The 24,141-nt window shown below is 70.9% G+C and carries 24 protein-coding genes and 1 tRNA gene; 9 read left to right on the forward strand and 16 right to left on the reverse strand.

Annotated features, from left to right (window positions below):
• Position 1: 1 nt before the first annotated feature.
• Positions 2-1,429 (reverse strand): bifunctional UDP-N-acetylglucosamine diphosphorylase/glucosamine-1-phosphate N-acetyltransferase GlmU, encoded by a 1,428-nt coding sequence (gene glmU, locus LL946_RS03320; protein ID WP_404384767.1) that lies wholly within the window; start codon positions 1,427-1,429, stop codon positions 2-4.
• Between the two features lie 183 nt (positions 1,430-1,612).
• On the opposite strand from glmU, the gene LL946_RS03325 reads away from it, so the two are divergent.
• A complete protein-coding gene (locus LL946_RS03325; protein ID WP_404384769.1) occupies positions 1,613-2,128 on the forward strand; it encodes a dihydrofolate reductase family protein in 516 nt (171 codons plus the stop codon).
• A gap of 2 nt (positions 2,129-2,130) precedes the next feature.
• Here LL946_RS03325 and LL946_RS03330 read toward each other — a convergent pair whose 3' ends face one another.
• Together LL946_RS03330 and LL946_RS03335 are read right to left on the reverse strand one after the other, a co-directional pair.
• Complete coding sequence (locus tag LL946_RS03330) at positions 2,131-2,649, reverse strand: hypothetical protein (protein WP_404384771.1); 519 nt, start codon at positions 2,647-2,649, stop codon at positions 2,131-2,133.
• 119 nt (positions 2,650-2,768) lie between these two features.
• Positions 2,769-4,019, reverse strand: a complete 1,251-nt coding sequence (locus LL946_RS03335) for an MFS transporter (RefSeq protein WP_404384773.1) — start codon at positions 4,017-4,019, stop codon at positions 2,769-2,771.
• Between the two features lie 81 nt (positions 4,020-4,100).
• On the opposite strand from LL946_RS03335, the gene LL946_RS03340 reads away from it, so the two are divergent.
• Positions 4,101-4,979: a LysR family transcriptional regulator gene (locus LL946_RS03340; RefSeq protein ID WP_404384775.1), complete on the forward strand. Its 879-nt coding sequence runs from the start codon at positions 4,101-4,103 to the stop codon at positions 4,977-4,979.
• 143 nt (positions 4,980-5,122) lie between these two features.
• On the forward strand, positions 5,123-5,527 hold the full coding sequence (locus LL946_RS03345; RefSeq protein WP_404384777.1) for an NUDIX hydrolase: 405 nt from the start codon (positions 5,123-5,125) through the stop codon (positions 5,525-5,527).
• A gap of 152 nt (positions 5,528-5,679) precedes the next feature.
• Here the strand turns inward: LL946_RS03345 and LL946_RS03350 are convergent.
• Positions 5,680-5,758, reverse strand: a tRNA-Gln gene (locus LL946_RS03350).
• A gap of 161 nt (positions 5,759-5,919) precedes the next feature.
• Between LL946_RS03350 and LL946_RS03355 the strand changes: the two genes are divergently transcribed.
• Positions 5,920-6,516: a TetR/AcrR family transcriptional regulator gene (locus LL946_RS03355; protein ID WP_404386777.1), complete on the forward strand. Its 597-nt coding sequence runs from the start codon at positions 5,920-5,922 to the stop codon at positions 6,514-6,516.
• Between the two features lie 80 nt (positions 6,517-6,596).
• Here LL946_RS03355 and LL946_RS03360 read toward each other — a convergent pair whose 3' ends face one another.
• Positions 6,597-6,983 carry a glyoxalase gene (locus LL946_RS03360; protein WP_404384779.1) on the reverse strand — a complete coding sequence of 129 codons (387 nt, stop codon included), beginning with the start codon at positions 6,981-6,983 and terminating at the stop codon, positions 6,597-6,599.
• Complete coding sequence (locus LL946_RS03365) at positions 6,983-7,792, reverse strand: methyltransferase domain-containing protein (RefSeq protein ID WP_404384781.1); 810 nt, start codon at positions 7,790-7,792, stop codon at positions 6,983-6,985. Before LL946_RS03365 ends, LL946_RS03360 begins: the two co-directional genes overlap by 1 nt.
• Before the next feature lie 107 nt (positions 7,793-7,899).
• On the opposite strand from LL946_RS03365, the gene LL946_RS03370 reads away from it, so the two are divergent.
• Positions 7,900-8,394, forward strand: coding sequence for a MarR family winged helix-turn-helix transcriptional regulator (locus LL946_RS03370; protein WP_404384783.1), 495 nt, complete (start codon positions 7,900-7,902; stop codon positions 8,392-8,394).
• Positions 8,395-8,491: 97 nt separating this feature from the next.
• Here the strand turns inward: LL946_RS03370 and LL946_RS03375 are convergent, their stop codons facing one another.
• A complete protein-coding gene (locus LL946_RS03375) occupies positions 8,492-10,330 on the reverse strand; it encodes an ABC-F family ATP-binding cassette domain-containing protein (protein ID WP_404384785.1) in 1,839 nt (612 codons plus the stop codon).
• Entirely contained in the window at positions 10,330-11,268 is a 939-nt protein-coding gene (locus LL946_RS03380; protein ID WP_404384787.1) for a 4-(cytidine 5'-diphospho)-2-C-methyl-D-erythritol kinase, read from the reverse strand. Before LL946_RS03380 ends, LL946_RS03375 begins: the two co-directional genes overlap by 1 nt.
• A 95-nt stretch (positions 11,269-11,363) precedes the next feature.
• Here LL946_RS03380 and LL946_RS03385 point away from each other — a divergent pair, with 95 nt between their 5' ends.
• A complete protein-coding gene (locus LL946_RS03385) occupies positions 11,364-12,371 on the forward strand; it encodes an NAD-dependent epimerase/dehydratase family protein (protein WP_404384789.1) in 1,008 nt (335 codons plus the stop codon).
• Here LL946_RS03385 and rsmA read toward each other — a convergent pair.
• The 4 genes from rsmA to metG form a co-directional block, all read right to left on the reverse strand.
• On the reverse strand, positions 12,348-13,238 hold the full coding sequence (gene rsmA, locus LL946_RS03390) for a 16S rRNA (adenine(1518)-N(6)/adenine(1519)-N(6))-dimethyltransferase RsmA (RefSeq protein ID WP_404384791.1): 891 nt from the start codon (positions 13,236-13,238) through the stop codon (positions 12,348-12,350). The genes LL946_RS03385 and rsmA overlap by 24 nt on opposite strands.
• A gap of 81 nt (positions 13,239-13,319) precedes the next feature.
• On the reverse strand, positions 13,320-14,462 hold the full coding sequence (locus LL946_RS03395) for a ubiquitin-like domain-containing protein (RefSeq protein WP_404384793.1): 1,143 nt from the start codon (positions 14,460-14,462) through the stop codon (positions 13,320-13,322).
• A 267-nt stretch (positions 14,463-14,729) separates the two neighbouring features.
• Complete coding sequence (locus LL946_RS03400) at positions 14,730-15,575, reverse strand: TatD family hydrolase (RefSeq protein WP_404384795.1); 846 nt, start codon at positions 15,573-15,575, stop codon at positions 14,730-14,732.
• The gene (gene metG / locus LL946_RS03405) at positions 15,572-17,377 is read right to left on the reverse strand and encodes a methionine--tRNA ligase (RefSeq protein ID WP_404384797.1); all 1,806 of its coding nucleotides are present in this window, start codon (positions 17,375-17,377) and stop codon (positions 15,572-15,574) included. The genes LL946_RS03400 and metG overlap by 4 nt, the downstream gene beginning before the upstream one ends.
• 171 nt (positions 17,378-17,548) lie before the next feature.
• Between metG and LL946_RS03410 the strand changes: the two genes are divergently transcribed.
• The 3 genes from LL946_RS03410 to LL946_RS03420 all read left to right on the forward strand — a co-directional run bounded on the left by LL946_RS03410 (position 17,549) and on the right by LL946_RS03420 (position 19,430).
• Positions 17,549-17,902: a YciI family protein gene (locus tag LL946_RS03410; protein WP_404384799.1), complete on the forward strand. Its 354-nt coding sequence runs from the start codon at positions 17,549-17,551 to the stop codon at positions 17,900-17,902.
• A 91-nt stretch (positions 17,903-17,993) separates the two neighbouring features.
• Positions 17,994-18,611, forward strand: coding sequence for a DUF4126 domain-containing protein (locus LL946_RS03415; protein WP_404384801.1), 618 nt, complete (start codon positions 17,994-17,996; stop codon positions 18,609-18,611).
• A gap of 45 nt (positions 18,612-18,656) precedes the next feature.
• On the forward strand, positions 18,657-19,430 hold the full coding sequence (locus tag LL946_RS03420) for a CPBP family intramembrane glutamic endopeptidase (protein WP_404384803.1): 774 nt from the start codon (positions 18,657-18,659) through the stop codon (positions 19,428-19,430).
• A gap of 135 nt (positions 19,431-19,565) precedes the next feature.
• Here LL946_RS03420 and LL946_RS03425 read toward each other — a convergent pair whose 3' ends face one another.
• The 4 genes from LL946_RS03425 to LL946_RS03440 all read right to left on the reverse strand — a co-directional run bounded on the left by LL946_RS03425 (position 19,566) and on the right by LL946_RS03440 (position 24,111).
• Positions 19,566-20,309: a succinate dehydrogenase/fumarate reductase iron-sulfur subunit gene (locus tag LL946_RS03425; protein WP_404386779.1), complete on the reverse strand. Its 744-nt coding sequence runs from the start codon at positions 20,307-20,309 to the stop codon at positions 19,566-19,568.
• A 5-nt stretch (positions 20,310-20,314) separates the two neighbouring features.
• Positions 20,315-22,369: a fumarate reductase/succinate dehydrogenase flavoprotein subunit gene (locus LL946_RS03430; RefSeq protein ID WP_404384805.1), complete on the reverse strand. Its 2,055-nt coding sequence runs from the start codon at positions 22,367-22,369 to the stop codon at positions 20,315-20,317.
• Between the two features lie 15 nt (positions 22,370-22,384).
• Positions 22,385-23,092 carry a succinate dehydrogenase cytochrome b subunit gene (locus LL946_RS03435; protein WP_404384807.1) on the reverse strand — a complete coding sequence of 236 codons (708 nt, stop codon included), beginning with the start codon at positions 23,090-23,092 and terminating at the stop codon, positions 22,385-22,387.
• A gap of 152 nt (positions 23,093-23,244) precedes the next feature.
• Positions 23,245-24,111, reverse strand: a complete 867-nt coding sequence (locus tag LL946_RS03440) for an aldo/keto reductase (RefSeq protein ID WP_404384809.1) — start codon at positions 24,109-24,111, stop codon at positions 23,245-23,247.
• Between the last annotated feature and the right edge of the window lie 30 nt (positions 24,112-24,141).

Here is a 24,141-nt window from a genome sequence, read left to right on the forward strand (position 1 = left end):
CTCAGGCCTCGCCCTCGTCGTCGGTGGGGTTGCCGGGCAGGTCCGTATGCCGGGTGCCCGCCTCCGCGGCCGCGCGGGCGGCCGCCTCGGTCGCGGTGCCGGCGCGGGCGCGGGACACCCAGCCGTCGACGTTCTTCTGGCGTCCACGGGCCACGGCGATCTGGCCGGGCTCGACGTCACCGGTGAGGGCGCTGCCCGCGGCGACGTAGGCGCCGTCGGCGACGTCGACCGGGGCGATGAGGACCGAGTCGGACCCGACGAAGGAGTGCCTGCCGATCGTCGTGTGGTGCTTGGCGACCCCGTCGTAGTTGGCGAAGATCGTGCCGGCGCCGATGTTGGCGCCCTCGCCGATCGTCGCGTCGCCGCAGTAGGTGAGGTGCGGGACCTTGGCGCCGTCGCCGATCCGCGCGTTCTTGGTCTCGACGAAGCCGCCGATCTTGCCCTTCACGCCGAGGACGGTGCCCGGGCGGAGGTAGGAGTAGGGCCCGACGGTGGCGCCGGCACCGATCTGCGCGAGGTTGGCCTCGGTGCGCTTGACCTCGGCGCCGTCCCCGACCTCGGTGTCGGTGAGGGTGGTGTCTGGCCCGATCCGGGCGTCCGCACCGATCGACGTGGCGCCGAGCAGCTGCGTGCCGGGCAGGATCATCGCGTCGCGGCCGATGCTCACGTCGCTGTCGATCCACGTCGTCGCCGGGTCGACGATGGTCACGCCCTCGCGCATCCACCGCTCGTTGTTACGCCGGTTGAGCTCCTTGCCGAGCGCGGCCAGCTGGACGCGGTCGTTGACCCCCTCGGTCTGCCAGAGGTCGTCGATGACGTGGGCGCTCACCGTCTTGCCCCCTTCGCGGGCGATGCGCAGCACGTCGGTGAGGTACTTCTCGCCCTGCGCGTTGTCCGTGCCGACCTGGCCGAGGGCCTCGCGCAGGACCGCGACGTCGAAGGCGTAGATGCCCGAGTTGATCTCGGTGATCGCCCGCTGCTCCTCCGTGGCGTCCTTCTGCTCGACGATGCCGGCGACGCTGCCGTCGGCGTCGCGCACGATCCGGCCGTAGCCCTGCGGGTTGTCGAGGTGGGCCGTGATGACGGTCGCGGCGCTGCCCGACTCGTCGTGACGGGCGACGAGGTCGACGAGCGTCTCGCCGGTGAGGAGGGGCACGTCGCCGTAGGTCACGAGGACCGTGCCGGTGAGGTCGGCGGGCAGGGCGTCGAGCGCACACTCCGTCGCGCGGCCGGTGCCCTTGACCTCGTCCTGGTCGGCGATGGTCGCAGCGGCGTCCACCTCGGCGATGTGGGCCGCGACGAGGTCGCGCTCGTGCCGGACGACGACGGCGAGGTGCTGGGGACCCGTGACGCGGGCGGCCGCGATGGCGTGCCCGACGAGGCTGCGGCCCCCGATCCGGTGCAGCACCTTGGGGGTGGCTGACTTCATCCGGGTTCCCTCGCCTGCGGCGAGGATGATGACTGCGGCGGGCCGGGCTGTGGTCACGAGCGGTGCTCCCGAGGTTCGTGGCGGCGTACCGCGCCACTGTACCGACGAGTCAGGGGTATGCCGTCCACGCCCGCTCCCACGCAGCTCCCGTCCGCTGTCGGACCTCGGTGCCATCGTGGAGGGATGGCGACGATCTACTACACCGGCTGCTCCCTCGACGGTTTCATCGCGACCCCGGACCACTCCCTCGACTGGCTCATGTCGCGCGACATCGACGGTGGGGCCGACATGGGCTTCGACACCTTCGCCCCCCGGGTCGGGGCCTGCGCCATGGGCGCGAGCACGTGGCAGTGGCTGCTCGACCACGACCCGGAGGGCTGGACACCGAAGCCGACCTGGGTCTTCACCCACCGCGACTTCGCGGAGTCCGACCAGGTGCGCTTCACGTCGGCAGACGTCGCGCAGGTGCATGCCGAGCTGGTCCGTGAGGCGGGTGACAAGGACGTGTGGCTGGTCGGGGGCGGCGACCTCGTCGGGCAGTTCCATGACGCCGGGTTGCTCGACGAGGTCTGGGTCCAGTACGCCCCGGTCACACTGGGAGCGGGCGCCCCGGTCCTGCCGCGGCACGTCGAGCTGAGTCTCGACGAGGTGACGCGGAACCGCGACTTCATGTGCGGCCGCTACACGGTGGTCCGCTGAGCTCAGCCGGCGATCCCGAAGAGGCTGCAGGTGAGGGCGAAGGTCGACGGGTCCTCGGGGTTCTCCGAGACCTTCGGTCCGGCCTCGAACAGCCGCTCCTCCGAGACCCACGTCTCGACGTAGCGTCCGGCCTCGAGCATGACCGGGCCGATGCCGGGCATCGTCACGACGCGGTACTTCCCCCGGCTCGTGAACGTGTCGGCGACGAGGTCGATCGTGACCACCCGCGTCCCGGTGAACTCGACGACCTCGCCACTGTCCTCGTGGGTGAAGTAGCCGTCGTAGTTGACGTTCCGGCTCTCGACGAGCGCCGTGCCCTCGGCGTCGGCCTCACGGATGTGACGGTTCACGGTGATGTCGAAGTAGAGCGTGACCTCCGACCCGTCGGCACAGGTCGCCACCACCTCCTTGTCGAAGGTCAGGCTGTAGCGGGTGTTCTCCTGCGCGGCGGCGACACCCGCTCCGGTCAGGAGCAGGACCGACGTGGCGGCAATGGTTCGAAGGGTGCGGCGGATCTGCATGGCTGTTCTCCCTCGTCGTGGCCTCGCTCGTCGGAGGCCGGTGCATCGAGGGTCGGCCCGGGAGGTCGCGGTCGGGTCGCGATCTGGTCGCGCTCGGGGATCGGGGGTTCGCGGGCCCTTCAGGTCGCGAGCGCGGGCGTCCGCCGCACGAGCAGGCTGAGCGCCCCTGCGGCACCGAAGAGCGTGCCGGCGAGGGCCACGACACCGGGCCACCCGGCATACGACCACGCATGTGCCCCGGCCGTCCCGAAGACGGACGACCCGACGTAGTAGGCGAAGAGGTAGAGCGAGGCGGCCTGGCCGGCGGCGACTCCCCCGGCGTGCGCACGCACGGGAACCCAGCCGCTGGCGACACCGTGCACGACGAAGAAGCCCGCGGTCATGACGGCCGCTCCGGCGACGACGGCCCGGAGGTCGCCCGACAGGGTGGCGGCCAGCCCGGCGAGCGCGAGGACCGCGCCGATCGGCGCCACGGCGCGACGTCCGAAGCGGTCGGCGAGCCGGCCCGCGACCGCCGACCCGAGCGACCCGCACGCGTAGACGAGGAAGACGAGGCTCGCTGCACCCAGGCTCAGCCCGAAGGCCGCGCTCGTGAGCCGGAAGCCGAGGGCGTTGAAGACGGCGACGAACGCGCCGCAGCCGAGCATCCCGATCGCGTACAGCGCGAGGAGAACGGGGTCCGACAGGGCGCGGCGGGTCATCGCGAGGGCGGGGCGGACCCCCGAGTCGCGCGGGGTGAAGTGGCGCGAAGGGGGCAGCGCGAACCACACGACGACGGCGCAGACGAGCGCGAGTCCCGCCACGGCGGCCAGCGCCCACCGCCAACCCCATGCGTCCGCGACGGGTCCCGTCGCGAGGCGACCGGTCATGCCGCCGATCGCGTTGCCGCCGATGTAGAGACCGGCTGCGCGCGCCTGTGCTCCCCGGTGCAGCTCCTCCCGCAGGTATGCCGTGGCCACGGCGGGCAGCCCCGCGATCGTCACGCCGAGGGCGAGCCTCAGGCCGAGGAAGGTCGGCCAGGTCGGCGCCACGGCCGAGGCCGCTGCCACGAGGACGGATGCGCCGAGGCTCGCATGGATGAGCCGGGTGCGGCCGATGCGGTCGGAGAGCGGGCCCGCGAGGAGCAGGGTGAGGGCGAGCGCACCCGTGGTGAGCGACAGGGACAGCGTGCTGTCGGCGGCCGAGACCTCGAGGTCGGAGGCGAGTGCGGGGAAGAGAGCCTGGGTGCCGTAGATGAGCGCGAAGGTCGCGACACCGGCCGCGAAGAGGGAGAGCACGACGCGGCGGTAGCCCGATGTGCCAGGGCTGTGACCCGGCTCGGCCGGCGCGGGGGTCCGCGTCGGTCGGGCCAGTGGAGTCGTCGTGGTCACCCTTCGATGATGGGTCGGCACGACCCATACGTCCAATGTCGTCCATGGCCGTTACCCATACGTCAGGCGCATGATGTCTCCATGGACCTGCGCGACCTCGACTGGCTGATGGCCCTCGCCGAGCACGGCCACGTGACGGAGACCGCGGCAGCGCTGGGGGTCAGCCAGCCCACGCTCTCCCGTGCCCTGGCGCGGGTCGAGTCGCAGCTCGGCGCACGGCTCTTCGAACGGCTGCCGACCGGCGTGGTCCTCACGCCTGACGGTGAGCTCGTCCTCGACGCCGCCCGGGACCTGGGCGCACGCCACCGCCAGTTGCGCGCCGACCTCGCAGGCCGCCTCGACCCCGAGAGCGGCACGGTGCGCCTGGCCTTCCTCGACTCGATGTCGACCTCCCTCGTGCCCCGCGTGCTGCGCGAGTTCCATACCTTCGCCCCGGCCGTGCGCGTCCTGCTCACCCAGGAGCCGCACCACGACATCACCCGTGACCTCGACTCCGGCGCCGTCGAGCTGGCGATCACCTCGTGGCTACCCCGGGGGCCCTTCGGGTGGACGCCGCTCCAGGAGGAGCGGCTCGTCCTCGTCGTGCCGCCGAACCACCGCTGGCGAGATCGGCGCCGGGTCTCGCTCGGCGCACTCGCCGACGAGGAGCTCGTGACGACGCCACAGGGCTTCGGCTACCGCGTGCTCGTCGACGACCTGCTGGGCGAGGCGGGCGTCGCCCCGACCGTGTCGTTCGAGAGCGCGGACCTGGCGACGATCGAGGGCCTCGTCTCCGCCGGGCTCGGCGTCGCGGTCCTGCCGGAACAGTTCGCGGGCCAGACCGGGACGATCGGGATCCCCCTCGCCACGGCCGCCGCGCGGCGCACGATCGGGCTGACCTGGCGGACCGACCGGGACCTCGCGCCACCGGCTGCGCGCTTCCTCGCGTTCGTCGCCGACACCGTCGCCCTGGACGTCTGAGCAGGTCAGCGGGCTGGGCGAGCCAGCCGTGCCGCGGAGCGGGCGATGCGGGTACAGATCACCCCGAGGGAGGCCCTAGCCTAGGGGCAGCACTACTGGTCGGCGGTCGATGACGAGCGCCGATTGCACGTCGAGGAGCTCCCATGATCGCCGCACGTCCACGTGTCAGGGTCCACGTCGTCGCCATCGACGACGAGCACCGGATGCTCCTCGACCGCCGTCCCGGGACCCAGACCTGGGCCCTTCCGTGGGGGTACCTCGGCGTGGGCGAGGACCCGTCCCGCATGGCCCGCTCTCTCGTGCACGACACCGGAGCAGCCCCGACGATGCCCCGGGTCCAGTCCGTCGAAAGCGCCATCGAGCACGGTGACCACTTCCTCGACGTGACCCTGCACTGCAGCGCCGAGCGGATCTGGAAACCCACCACGGGAGGTCGCTCGTCGAACGCCCTGTGGTGGAGCCTCGACGAGATCTCCTCGCTCGAGCTCTCCCCGCGGGCCAGGAGCGCACTCGTCAACGCGTGGGCCGTGCTCTGGCCCCAGGTCTGAGCCGGCTGACCGTCAGCCGCCACACGCCCCCCGAATGAGGAAACGCGCGCCTACGGCTGCCGGGGTGCTCCGCCGCGCTGCTGCAGTGCTGACTGCACCCTCTCCACGGTCATGAGCGGAGTGTGGCAGTCGGCACGGCCGCAGAGGGCGAGCTCCCCGGGTAGGAGTCGAACCTACGTCGCTAGTCCTGATTCAAAGTCAGGCGGGCCCTGCCGGCAGACCAACCGGGGAACGATGCGCGAGAGGCGAGCCCACGGCATACGACGCACAGGGTAGTTGACCCGTGGGAGACCTCAGCCACCTCACTCCTGCGGTGGCAGGGCCTGCAGGGCAGAATGGCGCGAGTGAGTCGAGACCAGGCAGCGCCGAAGGTACGCACTCCGCGGGGGCGGATGACGGGGGCCCAGCGACGCGAGCAGCTCATCGGCATCGGCCGGCAGCTCTTCGCCAACCGCGGCTACGAGGCGACGACGGTCGAGGAGATCGCCAGCGTCGCGGGGGTTTCGAAGCCGGTCGTCTATGAGCACTTCGGGGGCAAGGAGGGCCTGTATGCCGTTGTCGTCGACCGTGAGATCCAGTCCCTTCTCGGGGCGATCGCCGGCGCGCTGACCTCCGAGGGCGGCTCGCGGGCGCTGCTCGAGCGGGCCGCGACGGCACTGCTCGACTACATCGAGACCTCGACCGACGGCTTCCGGATCCTCGTACGCGACTCGCCGCCGGGGCAGCAGACCGGCAACTTCGCCTCGCTCATGTCCGACGTCGCGTCACAGGTCGAGCACCTCCTGGCGGCGCAGTTCACCCACCGGGGACTCGACCCGAAGCAGGCCCCGATGTACGCGCAGATGCTCGTCGGCATGGTCGCGCTCACCGGCCAGTGGTGGCTCGAGAACCCCAAGGCCAAGAAGCGCGACGTCGCCGCGGCCCTGGTCAACCTCGCCTGGAACGGCCTCACGGGGCTGGAGTCCAAACCGACCATCACGCAGACCTGACGCCTGCGACTGACTGCCCCCGCCGCGAGGGCCGAGCGCATCGAGGTCCCTCGCGGTGGGGCACTCAGTCGGGCGCCGACTCAGACGGTGAAGTCGAGCTTCGGCGCGAGCACCTGCTGGAACTCGATGCGGTTGCCGACGGGGTCGTCGGTGTGGAAGCGCTGGACGCCCGGGACTTCGTGGTTCCAGCGCACCTCTCCCCCGGCACCGGCGATCGCGGCCGCGAGGCCCGCCACGTCGTCGACGCCGAAGCACGGGTGTGCCTTGCGGGCAGCGACGAAGGCCTCCTCGACGCCGCAGTGCAGCTCCTGCTCACCCGCGGCGAACCACACTCCGCCACGGGCGGCGAGGATCGGCGGCTTCGGGATCTCGGGCAGACCGCAGACGACGCCGTAGAAGTGGCGCAGCAGGTCCTCGGTGCCCGCCGGGCAGGCGAGCTGGACGTGGTGCAGGCCGACGACCGCCATCAGTCGTTCTTCCGGGCGACCGCGAAGACGCGGCGGAACGGGAAGAGGACACCGACCTCGCTGCGCGGATAGGCCTCGCGCAACGCGGCGGCATACGGCTCGAGGAACGCATCGCGCTCCTCGCCCTCGGGGAGGATGTCGAGGACCGGCCTCAAACCGGTGCTGCTCACCCAGTCCAGGACCGGGTCCTCGGTCTCCCCCGAAGGGTCGAGGACGTGGGCGTAGGTCGTCTCCCAGGCGTCGACGGTGGTGCCGAGCCGGCTGAGGAAGGTGAGGTAGGTCTTGGGCTCGCCGACGGCGGGCAGGTCGAGCGCGGCGAGCAGCTCGTTGGCGCGGGGGTGGTTCGCGGCGGTCTCGCGCATGAGGGCGTGGCTCGGCGCGTCGAAGTTGTTGGGGACCTGCAGCGCGAGCCACCCGCCGGGCGCGAGCGCCTCGACCCAGGTCGGCAGCAGGTCGAGGTGGCGCGGGACCCACTGGAGCGTCGAGTTCGTGATGATGACGTCCGGCGTCTCGCCCAGGGACGCGGGGTCCCAGTCCTTGAGGTCGGCCTGGACCCACTCGACGCGGCTGCCGGTGTCGAGGGTGCGCGCGGCCTCGAGCATCGACTCGGCGGCGTCGACGCCGACGATGCGGGCGTTCGGCCACAGCTCGCCGAGGGTGAGCGTCGCCGGGCCGTTGCCACAGCCGAGGTCGACGACGAGCGCCGGTTCGTCGCAACGGATCTGGGCGACGAGGTCGGCGAACGGCCGGCTGCGCTGCTCGCCGAATCGGGCGTATGCCGCAGGGTCCCAGCTCGGCTGTGTGCGCATCGTTGCTCCTCCTGCTGTTGCGAGCGACCGGGTGTGGCCCTCGTCCCCAACTCTGGACCCGGCGTTATCTTGATGTCAAGATACTTGACGGGAGTACAGTCGCCCTCATGTCCGAGGATGACGTTGACCGTATCGTCTCGGCGTGGCGTCGTGAGCGTCCCGAGCTCGATGTCACGCCCCTGGAGATCCTCAGCCGCGTCTCACGCCTGGCGCGACGCCTCGACCTCGCTCGGGGCGCGGCCTTCAGCGAGCACGGGCTCGACGGCTGGGAGTTCGACGTGCTGTCGGCGTTGCGGCGCGCTGGTGCTCCCTACGAGCTCTCCCCCGGGCAGCTCGTCGCCGAGACGCTCGTGACGAGCGGCACGATGACCAACCGCGTCGACCGGCTCCTCGCCCGCGGGTTCGTCGAGCGCCACCCCGACCCGCGGGACCGCCGAGGCGTCATCGTCCGCCTCACACCCGATGGCATGCAGACCGTCGACGCGGCACTGGACGACCTGCTGGCCCACGAGCGCGACCTCCTCGCCGACCTGCCGAGGGCCCAGCGAGACGCCCTCGCCGCCCAGCTGCGGGTGCTGCTCACCCCGTTCGAGCGCCCCTAGCCACCCACCCGACCGACAACAATCGACCAATAGGTCACGAATTGCTGGCGCAGTTCGTGACCTATTGGTCAATTGTTGTCCCGGGGTGAGGGGGCCTTCAGGGTTCGAGGATGTCGGCGGCCACGAGCCACTCGAGCTCGAGGACCTCGCGCTCGTCGACGACCTCGCGCAGCTCCTGGTTGAGCTCGAGCATCTTGGCGTGGTCACTCACGTGCTCGGTCATCGCCGCATGGATCCGCTCCTCGCGCTGCGCCAGCCGCGTCAGCTGCTTCTCGACGCGCGCCATGACCTTGCGCGCGTCACGCTGCTCGGCCGGGCTGGCCGTCGACACCGGCGCAGCCGCACCCGCACCCGAGTCGGCCGACGGGGCCGGGACCGGAGCGGCGGGTGCGGAGACGGCATACGACGGGGTGACGGTGGCACGCAGGCGGAGGTACTCCTCGACGCCGCCGGGCAGCTGTCGGACCCGCCCGTCGCCGAGCAGCGCCACCTGCTCGTCGGCGACGCGCTCGAGCAGGTAGCGGTCGTGCGAGACGACCAGCAGCGTGCCGGCCCAGCCGTCGAGGACGTCCTCGAGCGCGGTGAGGGTCTCGATGTCGAGGTCGTTGGTCGGCTCGTCGAGGAGGAGGACGTTGGGCTCGTCCATGAGGATGCGCAGCACCTGGAGCCGGCGGCGCTCGCCTCCGGAGAGGTCCCGGACGCGGGTCTGCTGGCGGGTCCCCGGGAAGCCGAGCCGCTTGGCCAAGGACGACGCGCTGACCTCCTTGCCGGCGAGCAACGTGACCTTGCGGACCTCCTCGACGGCCTCGATGACCCGTGCGTCGGCGAGCCGGTCGAGCTCGCGCACCTCTTGGGTGAGGTGGCCGATGCGGACGGTCACGCCTTCCTTGCGCTTGCCCGCGGAGAGCGGGACCTCGCCCGCGAGCGCCCGCAGCAGGGTGGACTTGCCGGAGCCGTTGACCCCGACGATCCCGATGCGGGCTCCCGGCGCGAGGTGCCAGGTGATGTGGTCGAGGAGCACCCGGTCGCCCGCCGACACCGACGCGTCGAGAAGGTCGATGACGTCCTTGCCGAGGCGGCTCGTCGCGAACGCCATGAGCTCGACGTCGTTGCGCAGCGGCGGCACGTCCTCGATGAGGGCGTTGGCGGCATCGATGCGGAACTTCGGCTTGGTCGTGCGCGCCGGCGCACCGCGACGCAGCCAGGCCAGCTCCTTGCGGAGCAGGTTGTTGCGGCGCTCCGCCGTGACGCGCGCCATCCGCTCGCGCTCGGCCTTCGCGAGGACGTATGCCGCATAGCCGCCGTCGAACCCGCCCACCTGGCCGTCGACGACCTCCCACGTGCGGGTGGCGACGGCGTCGAGGAACCAGCGGTCGTGGGTGATGGCGACGAGGGCGTTGTCAGGGCGCGACCGGTGCTGCACGAGGTGCTCGGCGAGCCAGGCCACGCCCTCGACGTCGAGGTGGTTGGTCGGCTCGTCGAGGAGGAGGACGTCGGGGTCGTCGACGAGGAGCTTGGCGAGGCCGAGCCGTCGCCGCTCACCACCGGACTTGCCCTCGACGACGGAGTCGAGACCACCCACGGCCGGGGCGTCGATGCCGCCCAGCAGTCCGGTGAGGACGTCACGGATGCGCGAGTCGCCGGCCCACACGTGCTCGGCCCGGCCGCCGAGGACCACCTCGCGGATCGTCGCCGAGGGGTCGAGCGAGTCGTCCTGGGTGAGGACGCCGACGGTGGCGCCGCCGAGTCGCGCCACGCGCCCGCTGTCGACGTCGAGCTCCCCGGCGAGGACGCGGAGCAGGGTGGTCTTGCCACCACCGTTGCGGCCCACGATGCCGATGCGGTCGCCGCCGGAGACACCGAGGGAGACCCCGTCGAGCACCTGGGCGGTGCCGAGCGCGAGGGCAGCGCGCTCGACCGAGATGAGGACGGCCACTAGTCGACCCGGGCAGGGATGACGTGGGCGCCGTGCACCGGGCCCACGGCCTTGCGGACCTCGCGTGCCGCACCGGTGGCGGTGAGCGCGACGGTGAGGTCGATCGCGGCCTCGACGTCCTCGACGAGGAAGGCCACCGTCGGGCCGGACCCGGAGACCACGCCACCGAGCGCGCCGAACTCCATGCCGCTCGAGAGCAGCTCGCCCAGCTCGGGGCGCAGCGAGATCGCGGCGTCCTGGAGGTCGTTGGTCAGCTGCGGCGCGAGGATGTGCGGGTCGCCGGTGCGCAGGGCGCTCATGAGCTCGGAGTTGGGGACCGGCTGGGGCACGGAGGCCTTCGCCTCGGCGCGCAGCCGGTCGCACTCCGCGTAGACCTCGGGGGTCGACAGCCCGATGTCGCTGATCGCGAAGACCCAGTGGTAGCTGCCGCGAGCGAGCACCGGGGCGAGCCGCTCGCCACGCCCGCTCCCCATCGCCGTCCCCCCGCGGATGAGGAAGGGGACGTCGGAGCCGAGCTCCGCGGCATACTCCTCCAGCTCCTCGGTCGACAGGCCGAGCCCCCAGAGCCGGTCGCACGCGACGAGGGTCGCGGCGGCGTCGGCCGACCCCCCGGCCATGCCGCCGGCCACGGGGATCGACTTGGCGATCGTCACGTGCACCGGGGTGTCGATGGCGGTCTCGTCGGCCAGCAGCCGGGCGGCGCGCAGCGCGAGGTTGGAGGAGTCGGTGGGCACGACGTCGGCGTACTGACCGCCGACGCTGCAGCCCCAGTCGTCGTCGAGGGCGACCGTGACGTCGTCGTGGAGGTTGACGGCCTGGTAGACCGTCGACAGCGTGTGGAAGCCGTCGTCGCGCCGCGGTCCGACAAGGAGCTCGAGGTTGACCTTCGCGGGGACGCGCACCGTCACGGGCGCAGGGTCCGTGTGGGCCGAGGTCATGCGGCCACCCTAGTCATGGCCCGGGCGTCCCCCGACATCCACGCTCTGCGCGAACACGCTGGCGGTGGGCCCGCAGCGCGGGTTCCACTGACGACATGCGACTTCTCGTGCTCGGTGGGACGGCGATGCTCGGGCGCGCGGTGGCGGCACACGCGGTGGCCGGCGGCCACGACGTGACCTGTCTCGCTCGCGGCGTCTCAGGCGAGGTGCCCGAGGGCGTGACCTGGGTGCAGGGCGACCGCGACACCGACGACGGCCTGGCCGCGGTGACCGACGGTGGCGCGCGCTGGGACGCGGTCATCGACGTCTCGCGGCAACCCGGTCAGGTCCGGCGTGCCGTCACGGCGCTCGAGCCGGTCGCCGAGCGCTTCGTCTTCGTCTCGACGGGCAACGTGTATGCCGTCCACTCCGGTCTCGGGACCGACGAGAGCGTGCCGCTGCTGCCACCGCTGCAGGGGGACGTCATGGAGGACATGACGACCTACGGCGAGGCCAAGGTCGCGTGCGAGGCCGCGGTGCTCGAGGGGTTCGGGCCCGACCGCAGCCTCGTCGCGCGTGCCGGCCTCATCGGCGGGCCGGGCGATGCCTCGGGTCGCTCGGGCTGGTGGCCGTGGCGGTTCGCCCACCCGGTCGGCGCCCACGGCGCGGTGCTCACCCCGGACGACCCCACGTTGCCGATGGCGATCGTCGACGTGCGTGACCTCGCCGCCTGGCTCGTACGCTGCGCCGCGACGGGGACGTCCGGGGTGTTCGACGCCGTCGGCGAACCCGACACCCTCGGCGGCCTCATCGCCACCGCACGCGAGGTGGCCGGTCACAACGGTCCGGTCGTCAGTGCGCCGGCGGAGTGGCTCGGCGAGCACGGCGTGAAGGAGTGGATGGGTGAGGACAGCATGCCCCTGTGGATCTCCGACCCCGAGTGGCGCGGGTTCGGCGCCCACACCGGAGCCGCGGCCCGGGCCGCCGGGCTGTCCTGCCGACCGGTGGCGGAGACGCTCCGGGACGCCGCGGCATACGAGGAGGTCCGGGACCGGACCGACCCGCGACGGTGCGGGCTCACGGACGAGACGGAGCGGCGGCTACTCGCGCTGCTCGGCCACTGAGGCGGGAGACCCGGCTGCCGCGGCGTGGGAGCTCGCGATGGCCGCGAACTGGTGCACGTCGAGCTGCTCACCACGGGTGCGTGGGTCGATCCCGGCGGCGACGAGCGCGGCCTCCGCGGCCTGGGCCGAGCCGGCCCACGAGGCGAGGGCCGCTCGCAGGGTCTTGCGGCGCTGAGCGAAAGCGGCGTCGACGCACGCGAAGACCTGCTCGCGGGTCGCCGACGTCTCCGGCGGCTCCCGGCGGGTGAGTGAGACGAGGCCGGAGTCGACGTTGGGCATGGGCCAGAAGACGGAGCGACTGACGTTGCCGGCGAGTGCGACGTCGGCGTACCACGCCGCCTTGACGCTCGGCACCCCGTAGATCTTCGAGCCGGGCGTGGCCGCGAGCCGCTCGGCCACCTCGAGCTGGACCATGACGAGGATGCGCTCGATCGACGGGAAGCGCTCGAGGAAGCTGAGCACGACCGGGACCGACACGTTGTAGGGCAGGTTGGCGACGAGGGCGGTGGGCGCCTCACCGGGCAGGGACTCCACGCGGAGAGCGTCGGCGTGCACGACGGTGAGCCGGTCCGCCACAGCCGGCGCCACGGACTCGACGGTGCCGGGAAGCGCCTCGGCGAGCACCGGGTCGACCTCGACGACGGTGACGTGGCGGGCGACCGGGAGGAGAGCCAGGGTCAGCGAGCCGAGCCCGGGACCCACCTCGACGACGACGTCGTCGGCGCCGATCCCGGCCACGCGGACGATGCGCTGGACCGTGTTGGCGTCGATGACGAAGTTCTGGCCCCAGGTCTTCGTGGGACGGATGCCGAAGCGCGCGGCCAACTCGCGGATCTGGGAGGCGCCGAGGAGCCCTGACGTCGACATGGGCGCAACCCTACGGCCGGGACACGGCTGAGGCCGGACCCCCTCACACGGGGTCCGGCCTCAGTCGGTGTGCCTGACGGGTCAGGCGGCGTGCGCGCAGCCCCACGGCTGGAGGCCGCGGTCGGCGTACACGCGGTTCGCGACGGTGATCTGCTCAGCGCGCGAAGCGAGGTCGGCGCGGGAGGCGAAGTCGCCACCGCCGGCACCGAGCCACGTCTGGATGTCGAACTGGAGGCCGCCGTAGTAGCCGTTGCCGGTGTTGATCGACCAGTTGCCACCGGACTCGCACTCGGCGATGCGGTCCCACATCGCGGCGTTCGAGAGGTTGATGCCGGCACCGGAGGTGTTGCCCGCGCTGGGCGCCGGAGCGCTGGGCGCCGGGGCGGGCTTGGCCTTGGTGCCCACGGCGACGACCTCGGCGACCGCGGCCTTGAGGACCTTGGTGCTGAGGACGCTGCTGGTGGTGACCCGGCCGTCGACGAGGGTGCGGCGCACGGTCACGGACTTGAGGCCGTCACGGCCCTCGGTGATGACCTTGCGGGTGCCCTCGAGGAGGGTGGAGTCCTTCTTGGTCGTCGTCGCGTGGGAGACGGCCTGGGTGCTCGTCAGCGTCTGCTGGTTGACCCGCTGCACGGTGACACCGAGGCCGTTCTTGAGCGGCGTGGTGGCGGCCGGGAGGATCCGGTCGTCCTTGTCGACGGTCACCTTGAGCTCGCGCAGCGCGTCGGCGACGGTGGCGGCGGTCGAGACGTGCTCGACCCGCTTCTTGTCGACCATGACGATGACGGTCTTGGGGGTGGTCAGCGCGAGCGAGAGGCCCTGGCGGCCGATCGGCTGCGAGCGCGACGTCGAGAGCTTGGCGTTGCTGCCGGCGCGGATGTTGAGGTCGCGGAGCGCGGCGTCGACGGTGGTGGCCGTCGTCCAGTACTCCTTGGCGACTCCGTCGATGTTGACGGTCAGCTTGCGGCCGTAGCGCACGGAGATGGTGTCGCCATCCTCGATCGGGGTGCCGACGGAGGGGACGACCTCGTCGTGCTCGCCGAGCGTGATGCCCTTCTTGGAGAGCGCGTCGCCCACGGTCGAGCCGAAGACGTGGAGGGACGAGGACTTGCCGTCGACCGAGAGGCCAACTGCCTTGTCGAGGTGGGCAACGCCGAACGAGCCGGCAGCCACCGTGAGTGCCGCAGCACCCTGGGCAGCAAGACGCAGGGGACGAGAAATCAAGAGTGCTCCGATGATCGAACTCTCCGGACACCGAGGGCGGGCGACGGTCCTCAGGGGTGGACCGCGGGGCCCCACAGGGGAGGGGTCCCGACAACAGGAGAGCGAGGTGCGCGCGGTAGGGGTACCGGCGTCCTCGCCCCTGTCTTCACCCGGAGCCCAGCTCCGGCCAACACAACAACCATCCCGAGAATCACCGCGAAGGTCAAATTTCGGTAACGGTGACGTGGCCCACGGGTGTCGCTGATGTGGCTCCTGTGACGGATGGGTTCAGGCCCAGGAGCCGTAGACCCGCTCCGAGTTCTCGGACAGGGCCTGACACAGGGTCGGCACCGCGACACCCAGCGTCGCGGCCATCGCGCGCACCGTGAGGGGTACGAGGTGGGGGGCGTTGACGGCACCTCGATGGGGGTGCGGGGTGAGGTAGGGCGCATCGGTCTCGACGAGCAGCCGGTCGAGGGGGGTCACGGACAGGGCGTCCCGGAGTCCGTGCGCGTTCTTGAAGGTCACGGTGCCGGCGAAGGAGAGGTAGTAGCCGCGCTCGGCACACTCCTGAGCCATCGGCAGGTCACCCGAAAAGCAGTGCAGCACAGTGGATTTCGGCGCGCCCTCCTCCTCGAGGATGCGCAGGACGTCGGCATGGGCGTCGCGGTCGTGGATCTGCAGCGCCTTGCCGAGGCGCTTGGCCAGGTCGATGTGCCAGCGGAAGCTGTCCTGCTGCACACCCTGCCCCTCGGGCCCGGTCCGGAAGTAGTCGAGCCCGGTCTCCCCCACGACCCGGATCCGCGGATGCCGCGCCAGCTCCTCGATCTCGGCGTATGCCGCGTCGAGACCTCCGCTCGCGACCAGCCCGGGGACCTCGTTCGGGTGCAGGGCCACACCGCCGAGCATCTCGGGGAATGTGTCGACCATCACGACGGTCTCTCGCGCGGCCGGGAGGTCGCAGCCGATCTGGACGAGCCGGTCGACCCCGACGGCCTTGGCCTTGGCGACGAGGTCCGCGACGTCGACCTCCACGCCTTCGCGCTCGATGTCGAGGTGGGTGTGGTTGTCGACGACCGCGATCGGCAGGGGGTCGGGCAGGTCGGGGACCGCCGAGCGGCTGGACGCGGTCACGACTGCCGGAGCCGCTCGAGCTCCTCCTCGACGACCGACTCGTCGAGCTTGACGAAGACACCCGTGGGCTTGGCGATGGGCGCACCGACGGTCACGGGCCGTGACTCCCATCGGGGCGTCGTCGAGTACTCCCCCGTGATGATCGGGTACGTCCGGTCCGCGTCGCCCTCGTCCAGGCCGTTGACCTCCTCGAGGACCGGCATCGGGGTGAACTCCCCCTCGCCGCCGATGAACGCGTGCACCCGGTTCGAGGCGTGCGGGAGGAACGGCGCGAGGATCGTGTTGAGGTCGCTCACGCACTGGATGAGGGTGTGCAGCACGGTGGCGAGGCGCTCGCGCTGGTCGCCGCCCTTGAGCTTGAACGGCTCGGTGTCGGTGACGTACTTGTTGACGTCGCCCACGGCCCGCATTGCCTCGCCCACAGCGGCCTTGATCCGCTGCTTGGCGAGGAGGCCGCCGACGGTGTCGAAGGCCTTGAGCGTCGCCGCCCGCACCGCCTCGTCGACCGGCTCGAGGGCGCCCGGCTGCGGGATCTCGCCGAAGTTCTTGGCGATCATCGCGCCGGTGCGGTTGACGAGGTTGCCCCAGCCGGCGACGAGCTCGGAGTTGTTGCGCTGGACGAACTCGGCCCAGGTGAAGTTGCTGTCCTGGTTCTCGGGACCGGCGGCGCAGATGAAGTAGCGGATCGGGTCGGGGCCGTAGCGGTCGAGGACGTCACGGATGTAGATGACGTGTCCGCGGCTCGAGCTGAACTGCTTGCCCTCCATCGTGAGGTACTCGCTGCTCACGACCTCGGTCGGCAGGTTGAGCTCACCGAAGGCCCCCGGCTCGCCGCCCTTGGCGCCGTGACCGGCATACGCGAGGAGCTCGGCCGGCCAGATCTGGGAGTGGAAGGTGATGTTGTCCTTGCCCATGAAGTAGTAGGACAGCGCCTCGGGCTCGTTCCACCACTCCCGCCACCGCTCGGCGTCACCGATGCGCCGGGCCCACTCGACCGACGCCGAGAGGTAGCCGATGACCGCGTCGAACCACACGTAGAGGCGCTTGGCCTGCTGGTCCTCCCAGCCCGCGAGCGGCACGGGGATGCCCCAGTCGATGTCGCGGGTCATGGCGCGCGGGCGGATGTCGTCGAGGATGTTGAGGCTGAACTTGATGACGTTCGGACGCCAGGTCCCGCTCGCCTCGCGTCCCTCGAGCCACTCGCGCAGGGCGTCGGCGAGCGCGGGCAGGTCGAGGAAGAAGTGCTGGGTCTCGATGAACTCCGGCGTCTCGCCGTTGATCCTGGACTTCGGGTCGATGAGGTCGGTCGGCTCGAGCTGGTTGCCGCAGTTGTCGCACTGGTCGCCGCGCGCCTCGGCGTAGCCGCAGATCGGGCAGGTGCCCTCGATGTAGCGATCGGGCAGCGTGCGACCCGTGCTCGGGCTGATCGCTCCGCGCGTCGTCTGCTCGATCATGTAGCCGTTGGCGTGGACCTGCCGGAAGAGCTCCTGGGCCACCGAGTAGTGGTTGGCGGTGGTCGTCCGGGTGTAGAGGTCGTAGGAGCAGCCGAGGTCGGCGAGCTCGCGGGCGATGATCGCGTGGTTCTTGTCGACGAGCTCCTGCGGCGTGACGCCCTCCTGGTCGGCGAGGACGAGGATCGGGGTGCCGTGCTCATCGCTGCCGCTCACCATGAGCACGTCGTGGCCGGCCATCCGCATGTAGCGGCTGAAGACGTCGGAGGGCACACCGAACCCGGCCACGTGGCCGAGGTGGCGCGGACCGTTGGCGTACGGCCAGGCGACAGCAGACAAGATTTTGCTCACCGGTGAATCCTAGGCGGCGCGCGCACCCGGGTTCGGCGCGATCCGGCGCTCGACCGCTTCCGAGACGGCGTCAGCCTCGGATTCGCGTGAGGATGGTGTCGATTCCACGGATGCTCGCGCGTCATCGAGAGTGAGGCGGGCACCGGGTCCGCCACCACCCAGGGAGCTGTCATGGCCGAGTACCTCATCTACTTCAACCAGCAGTGGGTCGGGGAGCACCCGCAGGAGTGGTTCCTCTCGCGCGTGGAGCCGTCGATGGCCGTCATCCAGGAGATGAAGGACGCGGGGGTGTACGTCTTCGCCGGCGGGCTCGAGGAGAACGGCCCCGTCCACTCCGCCGACGCCACCAGCGGCACGACCACCGTCACCGAGGGGCCCTTCGCCGAGACCACGGAGGTGCTCGGCGGCTTCACGGTCATCGACGTGCCCGACGAGGAGGCCGCGAAGTACTGGGCGGGGCGGCAGGCGGAGGGCTGTGGCTGGCCCCAGGAGCTGCGCCGCTTCGGGGCCAAGCCCGAGCTCTGACCCGCGCCTGATCGCTGGTGGGCGACGCGTTTCCAGTAGACATGTCCTGAGACGGCGCACGACCTGCGCCGCCGGACCAGGAGGTCGACACGTGATCGCCGCACTCACCGGGATGGGGCTCTCCGCGGCTGCGGGGCTCAACGCCTACATCCCGTTCATGATCGTCGCGCTCATCGCGCGGTTCACCGACGTCATCACGCTCCCCGAGAGCTTCGCGTGGATCGAGTCGCCCTGGGCGATCGGCGTCGGCGCGGTCCTCCTGCTCACCGAGCTCGTCCTCGACAAGATCCCTGCGGTCGACACCGTCAACGACGCCATCCAGACCTTCATCCGCCCGAGCATGGGCGGGTTGATCTTCGCCGCGACGACGGCGGCCGAGGACCTCGACCGGTCGACGTGGATGGGCGAGAACCCGTGGGTCGGCGTCGTCCTCGGCATCGCCGTGTCCGGGCTCGTCCACTCGGGCAAGATGGCGGCCCGCCCGGCGATCAACGCCGGCACGCTCGGCGCCGGTGCGCCCGTGGTCTCCACCGCTGAGGACGGCGCCTCGCTGGGCCTGTCGCTCGTCGCGATCTTCATCCCGATCCTCGTGATCTTTGCGCTCATCGCCCTCGGGTGGCTGCTCATCTGGCTCTGGCTCAAGGTCCGCAGGTGGCGCCGGAGGCGAGAACCGCGCGTCGGGCCGGACACGGCATACCCCCGCGTCTGACCGGCTCCCAGCGCACGTCCACGTTCGCTGCATAGGCTGCGCGGCATGGAGGCACCGGTCGAGCAGCGCGCCCTGACCCGTCGTGACCTGCTCGCCGAGACGTGGCTCGTCCTCGGCGTCTCCCTCGGGGCGTCGGCGATCTGGAGCGCGCTCTCTCTCGTCCGCAAGCTCACCGCCGGGCGCCCGCTCGGGTCGCAGACCACGGCGATGAACTCGTCGGTCACGCCGGACCGTCCGTGGCTCGACCTCACCTACCAGCTCGTCGGCATCGCCCTTGCTCTGGTGCCGGTCGTGCTGGCTCTGCACCTGCTGTCGCGCGGCGACGTGCGAGCGAGGTTCGCGATCGGCTGGGACTGGACGCAGCCGGCGCGAGACCTCGTGCATGGGCTCGGTCTCGCGGCCCTCGTTGGCATCCCCGGACTCGGCCTGTATGCCGTCGCCCGCGCCCTCGACCTCAACACCACCATCGCCGCGGCGAACCTCACCGACGTCTGGTGGGCCGTGCCGGTGCTCGTGCTCGCGGCGGCGCAGAACGCCGTGCTCGAGGAGGTCGTCATGGTGGGCTACCTCTTCACCCGCTGGTCGCAGGCCGGGTGGTCGACGTCGCGAATCCTGGTGTCGTCAGCGCTGATTCGCGGCGCGTACCACCTGTACCAGGGGTTCGGCGGGTTTGTCGGCAACGCGGTCATGGGGCTGCTGTTCGGGTGGCTCTACACGCGGACCAAGCGGGTCGGCCCGCTCGTCGTCGCCCACACGGTGCTCGACGTCGTCGCCTTCGTGGGCTACGCCCTGCTCAAGGACCGCATCGGATGGCTCTGACCCGGAGCGCCTGACTGTCGGGGTGACCTCGCGGTGTCGGGTGCAGCTGCGCGCCCGAGAACGCGAGATGGGCCCGACAACGGGAGCACCCGGCATACCGAGGCTTCTCGGTGTGCCGGGTGCGTCCGGAGTGGGTCAGTGGCCGTGCCTGAGGGCCGTGCGCAGGTCCTTGTTGAGCTGGCTGATGACGTCCTGCGGGATGCCCTTGGGGCAGGCCTGGGAGCAGGCGCCGATGTTGGTGCAGCCGCCGAAGCCCTCGTGGTCGTGCTGGTTGACCATCGACACGACGCGGGCGTCGCGCTCGGGCTGGCCCTGGGGCAGCTCACCGAGGTGGGTGATCTTGGCACCGAGGAAGAGCATGCCGCTCGCGTTGGGGCAGGCGGCGACGCAGGCACCGCAGCCGATGCACTCGGCCGCCATGAACGCGCGGTCGGCGTTGTCCTTGGGGACGGGCGCCGCGTGCGCGTCGGGGGCCGAGCCGGTGTTGGCCGAGATGTAGCCGCCGGACTGGATGATCCGGTCGAAGGCGCCACGGTCGACGACGAGGTCGCGCACGACGGGGAAGGACTCGGCCCGCCACGGCTCGACCGTGATGGTCTGGCCGGACTTGAACGAGCGCATGTGCAGCTGGCACGTGGTCGTGCGCTCGGGGCCGTGCGCGTGGCCGGAGATCATGAGACCGCACATGCCGCAGATGCCCTCGCGACAGTCGCTGTCGAACGCGATCGGCTCCTCGCCCTTGGCGTTGAGCTCCTCGTTGAGGACGTCGAGCATCTCGAGGAACGACATGTCGGGGCTGATGTCGCTCACCCGGTAGGTGACGAACCGCCCGGCGTCGTCGGGTCCGGCCTGACGCCAGATCTTGAGGGTCAGGTTCATATGGCTCACTTGTAGCTCCGCTGCTTCAGCTCGATGAACTCGTACACGAGGTCTTCCTTGTGGAGGACGGGTGCGCCCATGCCGGCGCCCACACCCTCCTGCTCGCCGTCGGGCGAGGTGAACTCCCAGGCGGCGACGTAGGCGAACTCGTCGTCCTGACGCAGCGCCTCGCCGTCCTCGGTCTGCGACTCGGCCCGGAAGTGGCCGCCGCAGGACTCACGGCGGTGCAGGGCGTCGATGCACATGAGCTCACCGAGCTCGAGGAAGTCGGCGACACGGCCGGCCTTCTCGAGCGACTGGTTGAGCGTGTCCGCGGCGCCGAGCACGCGGACGTTGCGCCAGAACTCGTCGCGCAGGCCACGGATGAGGTCGATGGCCTTGAGCAGGCCCTCCTCGCTCCGCTCCATGCCGCAGTACTCCCACATGATGTTGCCGAGCTCGCGGTGGAAGCTGTCGACGCTGCGCTCACCGTTGATCGCGAGGAACCGCTCGGTCCGCTCGGTGACGGCCTGGCGGGCCTCGACGACTGCCGGGCTGCCCTCGTCGAGGTCCGACTTGGGGACCTTGGCGAGGTAGTCGCGGATCGTGTTGGGGAGGACGAAGTAGCCGTCGGCCAGACCCTGCATGAGGGCCGAGGCGCCGAGTCGGTTCGCGCCGTGGTCGGAGAAGTTCGCCTCACCCGTGACGAACAGGCCCTTGATCGAGGACTGGAGGTCGTAGTCGACCCAGAGCCCGCCCATGACGTAGTGGACGGCCGGGTAGATCCGCATCGGGACGGCATACGGGTCCTCGCCCGTGATCCGGGCGTACATGTCGAAGAGGTTGCCGTACTTGGCCTCCACCGCGTCGCGGCCGAGGCGCTCGATCGCGTCGGCGAAGTCGAGGTAGACGCCACGGCGGAAGTCGCCGACGACCGGGCCGACGCCGCGACCCTCGTCGCAGACGTTCTTGGCCTGGCGGGAGGCGATGTCGCGGGGCACGAGGTTGCCGAAGGAGGGGTAGATCCGCTCGAGGTAGTAGTCGCGGTCCTTCTCGGCGATCTCGCGCGGGTCCTTGTCGCAGTCCTCGCGGTTCTTGGGCACCCAGATGCGGCCGTCGTTGCGCAGCGACTCGGACATGAGCGTGAGCTTGGACTGGTGCTCACCCGAGACCGGGATGCAGGTCGGGTGGATCTGCGTGTAGCAGGGGTTGGCCATGTAGGCGCCCTTGCGGTGCGCACGCCACGACGCGGTGACGTTGGAGCCCATCGCGTTGGTGGAGAGGAAGAAGACGTTGCCGTAGCCGCCGGAGGCGAGCACGACGGCGTCCGCGAGGTGGGTCTCGATCTCGCCGGTGACGAGGTCGCGCACGATGATGCCGCGGGCGCGACGCTCGGCACCCTCGCCGTCGACGATGACCTCGAGCATCTCGTGGCGGGTGTACTGCTCGACCGTCTTGGCGGCGACCTGGCGCTCGAGGGCCTGGTAGGCGCCGATGAGCAGCTGCTGCCCCGTCTGGCCACGAGCGTAGAAGGTGCGCGACACCTGGACGCCACCGAAGGAGCGGTTGTCGAGCAGCCCGCCGTACTCGCGGGCGAAGGGGACACCCTGCGCGACGCACTGGTCGATGATGTTGGCGCTCACCTCGGCGAGCCGGTAGACGTTGGTCTCGCGCGAGCGGTAGTCGCCGCCCTTGACGGTGTCGTAGAAGAGGCGCTGGACGGAGTCGCCGTCCTCCTTGTAGTTCTTCGCGGCGTTGATGCCACCCTGCGCGGCGATCGAGTGCGCGCGGCGCGGGGAGTCCTGGAAGCAGAACGACTTCACGTGGTAGCCGGCCTCACCAAGGGTCGCGGCGGCGGCGCCGCCCGCGAGCCCGGTCCCGACGATGATGACCGACATCTTGCGCCGGTTCGCCGGGTTGACCAGGGCCGCCTCGAACTTGCGGCGGGTCCACTTCTGCTCGATGGGTCCGTCGGGCGCCTTGTGGTCGGCGATCGGCGAGCCCTCGACGTACATGCCGTTGAAGGGGCGCGTGGCGTAGGAGCCGGTGGCCTGCTTCGAACCGGTGGTCTTGTCAGTCATTTGTCAGCGACACCTTCAGTCGATCAGGCCGAATGCGATGGACAGCGGCGGGATGAGGAACCCGACGACGATGAGCGCGGCGGTGACGATCCCGATCGTCCTCGCCCGGGCGTGCGCCTGCGGAGACCCGGTCCAACCGAGGGTCTGCTGCGCGCTGTAGACGCCGTGTATGAGGTGCATGAAGAGGGCGACCATCGCCGCGACGTAGATGAGCACCATCCACCAGACCTCGAAGCTCGCCACGACGAGCTTGTAGGGGTTGGCGGTGATGTCGACGCCCTGCTTGTCGCCGTTCGGCGACACCTTGACGATCGTGAAGTGGATGAGGTGCCACACGATGAAGAGGAGGAGGAACGTCCCGCCCCAGCGCATCCACGCCGACGTGGCCGCGGTCCTGACCGCGGCGTACTTCGTGCGGCGCGCGGAGCCGGCGCGGCTCCAGAGGGTGTAGGCGGCATACGCGTGGCCGACGATCGAGACGAGCAGGACGACGCGCACGATCCAGAGCAGCCCGCCGTACGGGAGCATCGGCTCACCGAACGTGCGCAGGTGCTCTGCGTAGGAGTTGAACGCCTCCTCTCCCTGCAGCGCCTTGAGGTTGCCGTACATGTGGAGCAGGAGATATCCGACGAAGACCAGGCCGGTCACTGCCATGAGCAGCTTGAGCGCGATCGTCGTGCTCCGCGCCGTGGTCCCGCGCGGGGAGAGCGTCGTCGTGGGCATGGACGAAAGGTACCCCGACCTGCGAGCGGTCTCTCGCTCAGGCCGACCTAACTCACGTGTGAGATATGCACGTTACCGACGCGTATGCCGGCCCACGCAGAGCGTGGGACCCGCGCTCCCCTTCCGCTCCTGGTTCGCGTCCCCGGGTGGGCTCACCCGTCGAGCCGGGACAGCTCCTCGTCGGTGAGCTCGAGGTCGGCAGCGGCTGCGGAGTCGGTGATCGACTGGGGCCGCTTCGCTCCCGGGATGGGAATGACGACCGGCGACTGGGCGAGCTCCCAGCCGAGCGCGACCTGCTGAGCGCTGACCCCATGAGCCTGCGCCACCTCGGCGAAGGCGGGGTACTTGTCGGCCAGCCCCTTGGCGTCGCCCAGGCCACCGAGCGGGCTCCACGGGAGGAACGCCAGGCCCAGCTCCTCGCAGACGTCGATCTCGGGACGGCTGCTGCGGAAGGCCGGGCTGAACTGGTTCTGGACGCTCGCGAGCGCCTCGCCGAGCACGAGGTGCGCGGCGCGGATCTGGTCGGGGTTCGCGTTCGAGAGGCCGACCATGGCGACCTTGCCGGTGTCGGCGATCTCCTTGAGGGTGCCGATGACCTCGTCGTAGGGAACCTTCGGGTCCGGGCGGTGGTGCTGCCAGAGTGCGAGCTGCTCGACGCCCAGGCGCTCGAGGCTCGCGTCGACGGCGCGGTGCAGGTGCTCGGCGGAGCTGTCGAGGTCCCAGCCACCGCCGTCGGTGCGGACGTGACCGCCCTTGGTGGCGAGCAGGACGCGGTCGCGCACCCCGAGCTCGTCGAGGATCGAGGCGATGAGCCGCTCGTTCTCACCCTGCGCGTCGATGCCCTTCTCGTCGCCGCTGCCGTAGGCGTCGGCCGTGTCGAAGAGCGTCACGCCGGCGTCGAGCGCGGCGGTCACCGTGTCGAGCAGCTGCTGGCGCGGCTGGGAGCCGGTCTGGTCGAAGGTCATGAGCCCGAGGCCGATCGCGCCGACCTGGGTGTTGCCGAGGGTGCGTGTCTGCATGACGTCCAACCTAGCTGCCGGGACCTCGGT

It is taken from the genome of Knoellia locipacati, assembly GCF_044791685.1.
Taxonomy (GTDB): Bacteria; Actinomycetota; Actinomycetes; order Actinomycetales; family Dermatophilaceae; genus Knoellia; species Knoellia locipacati_A.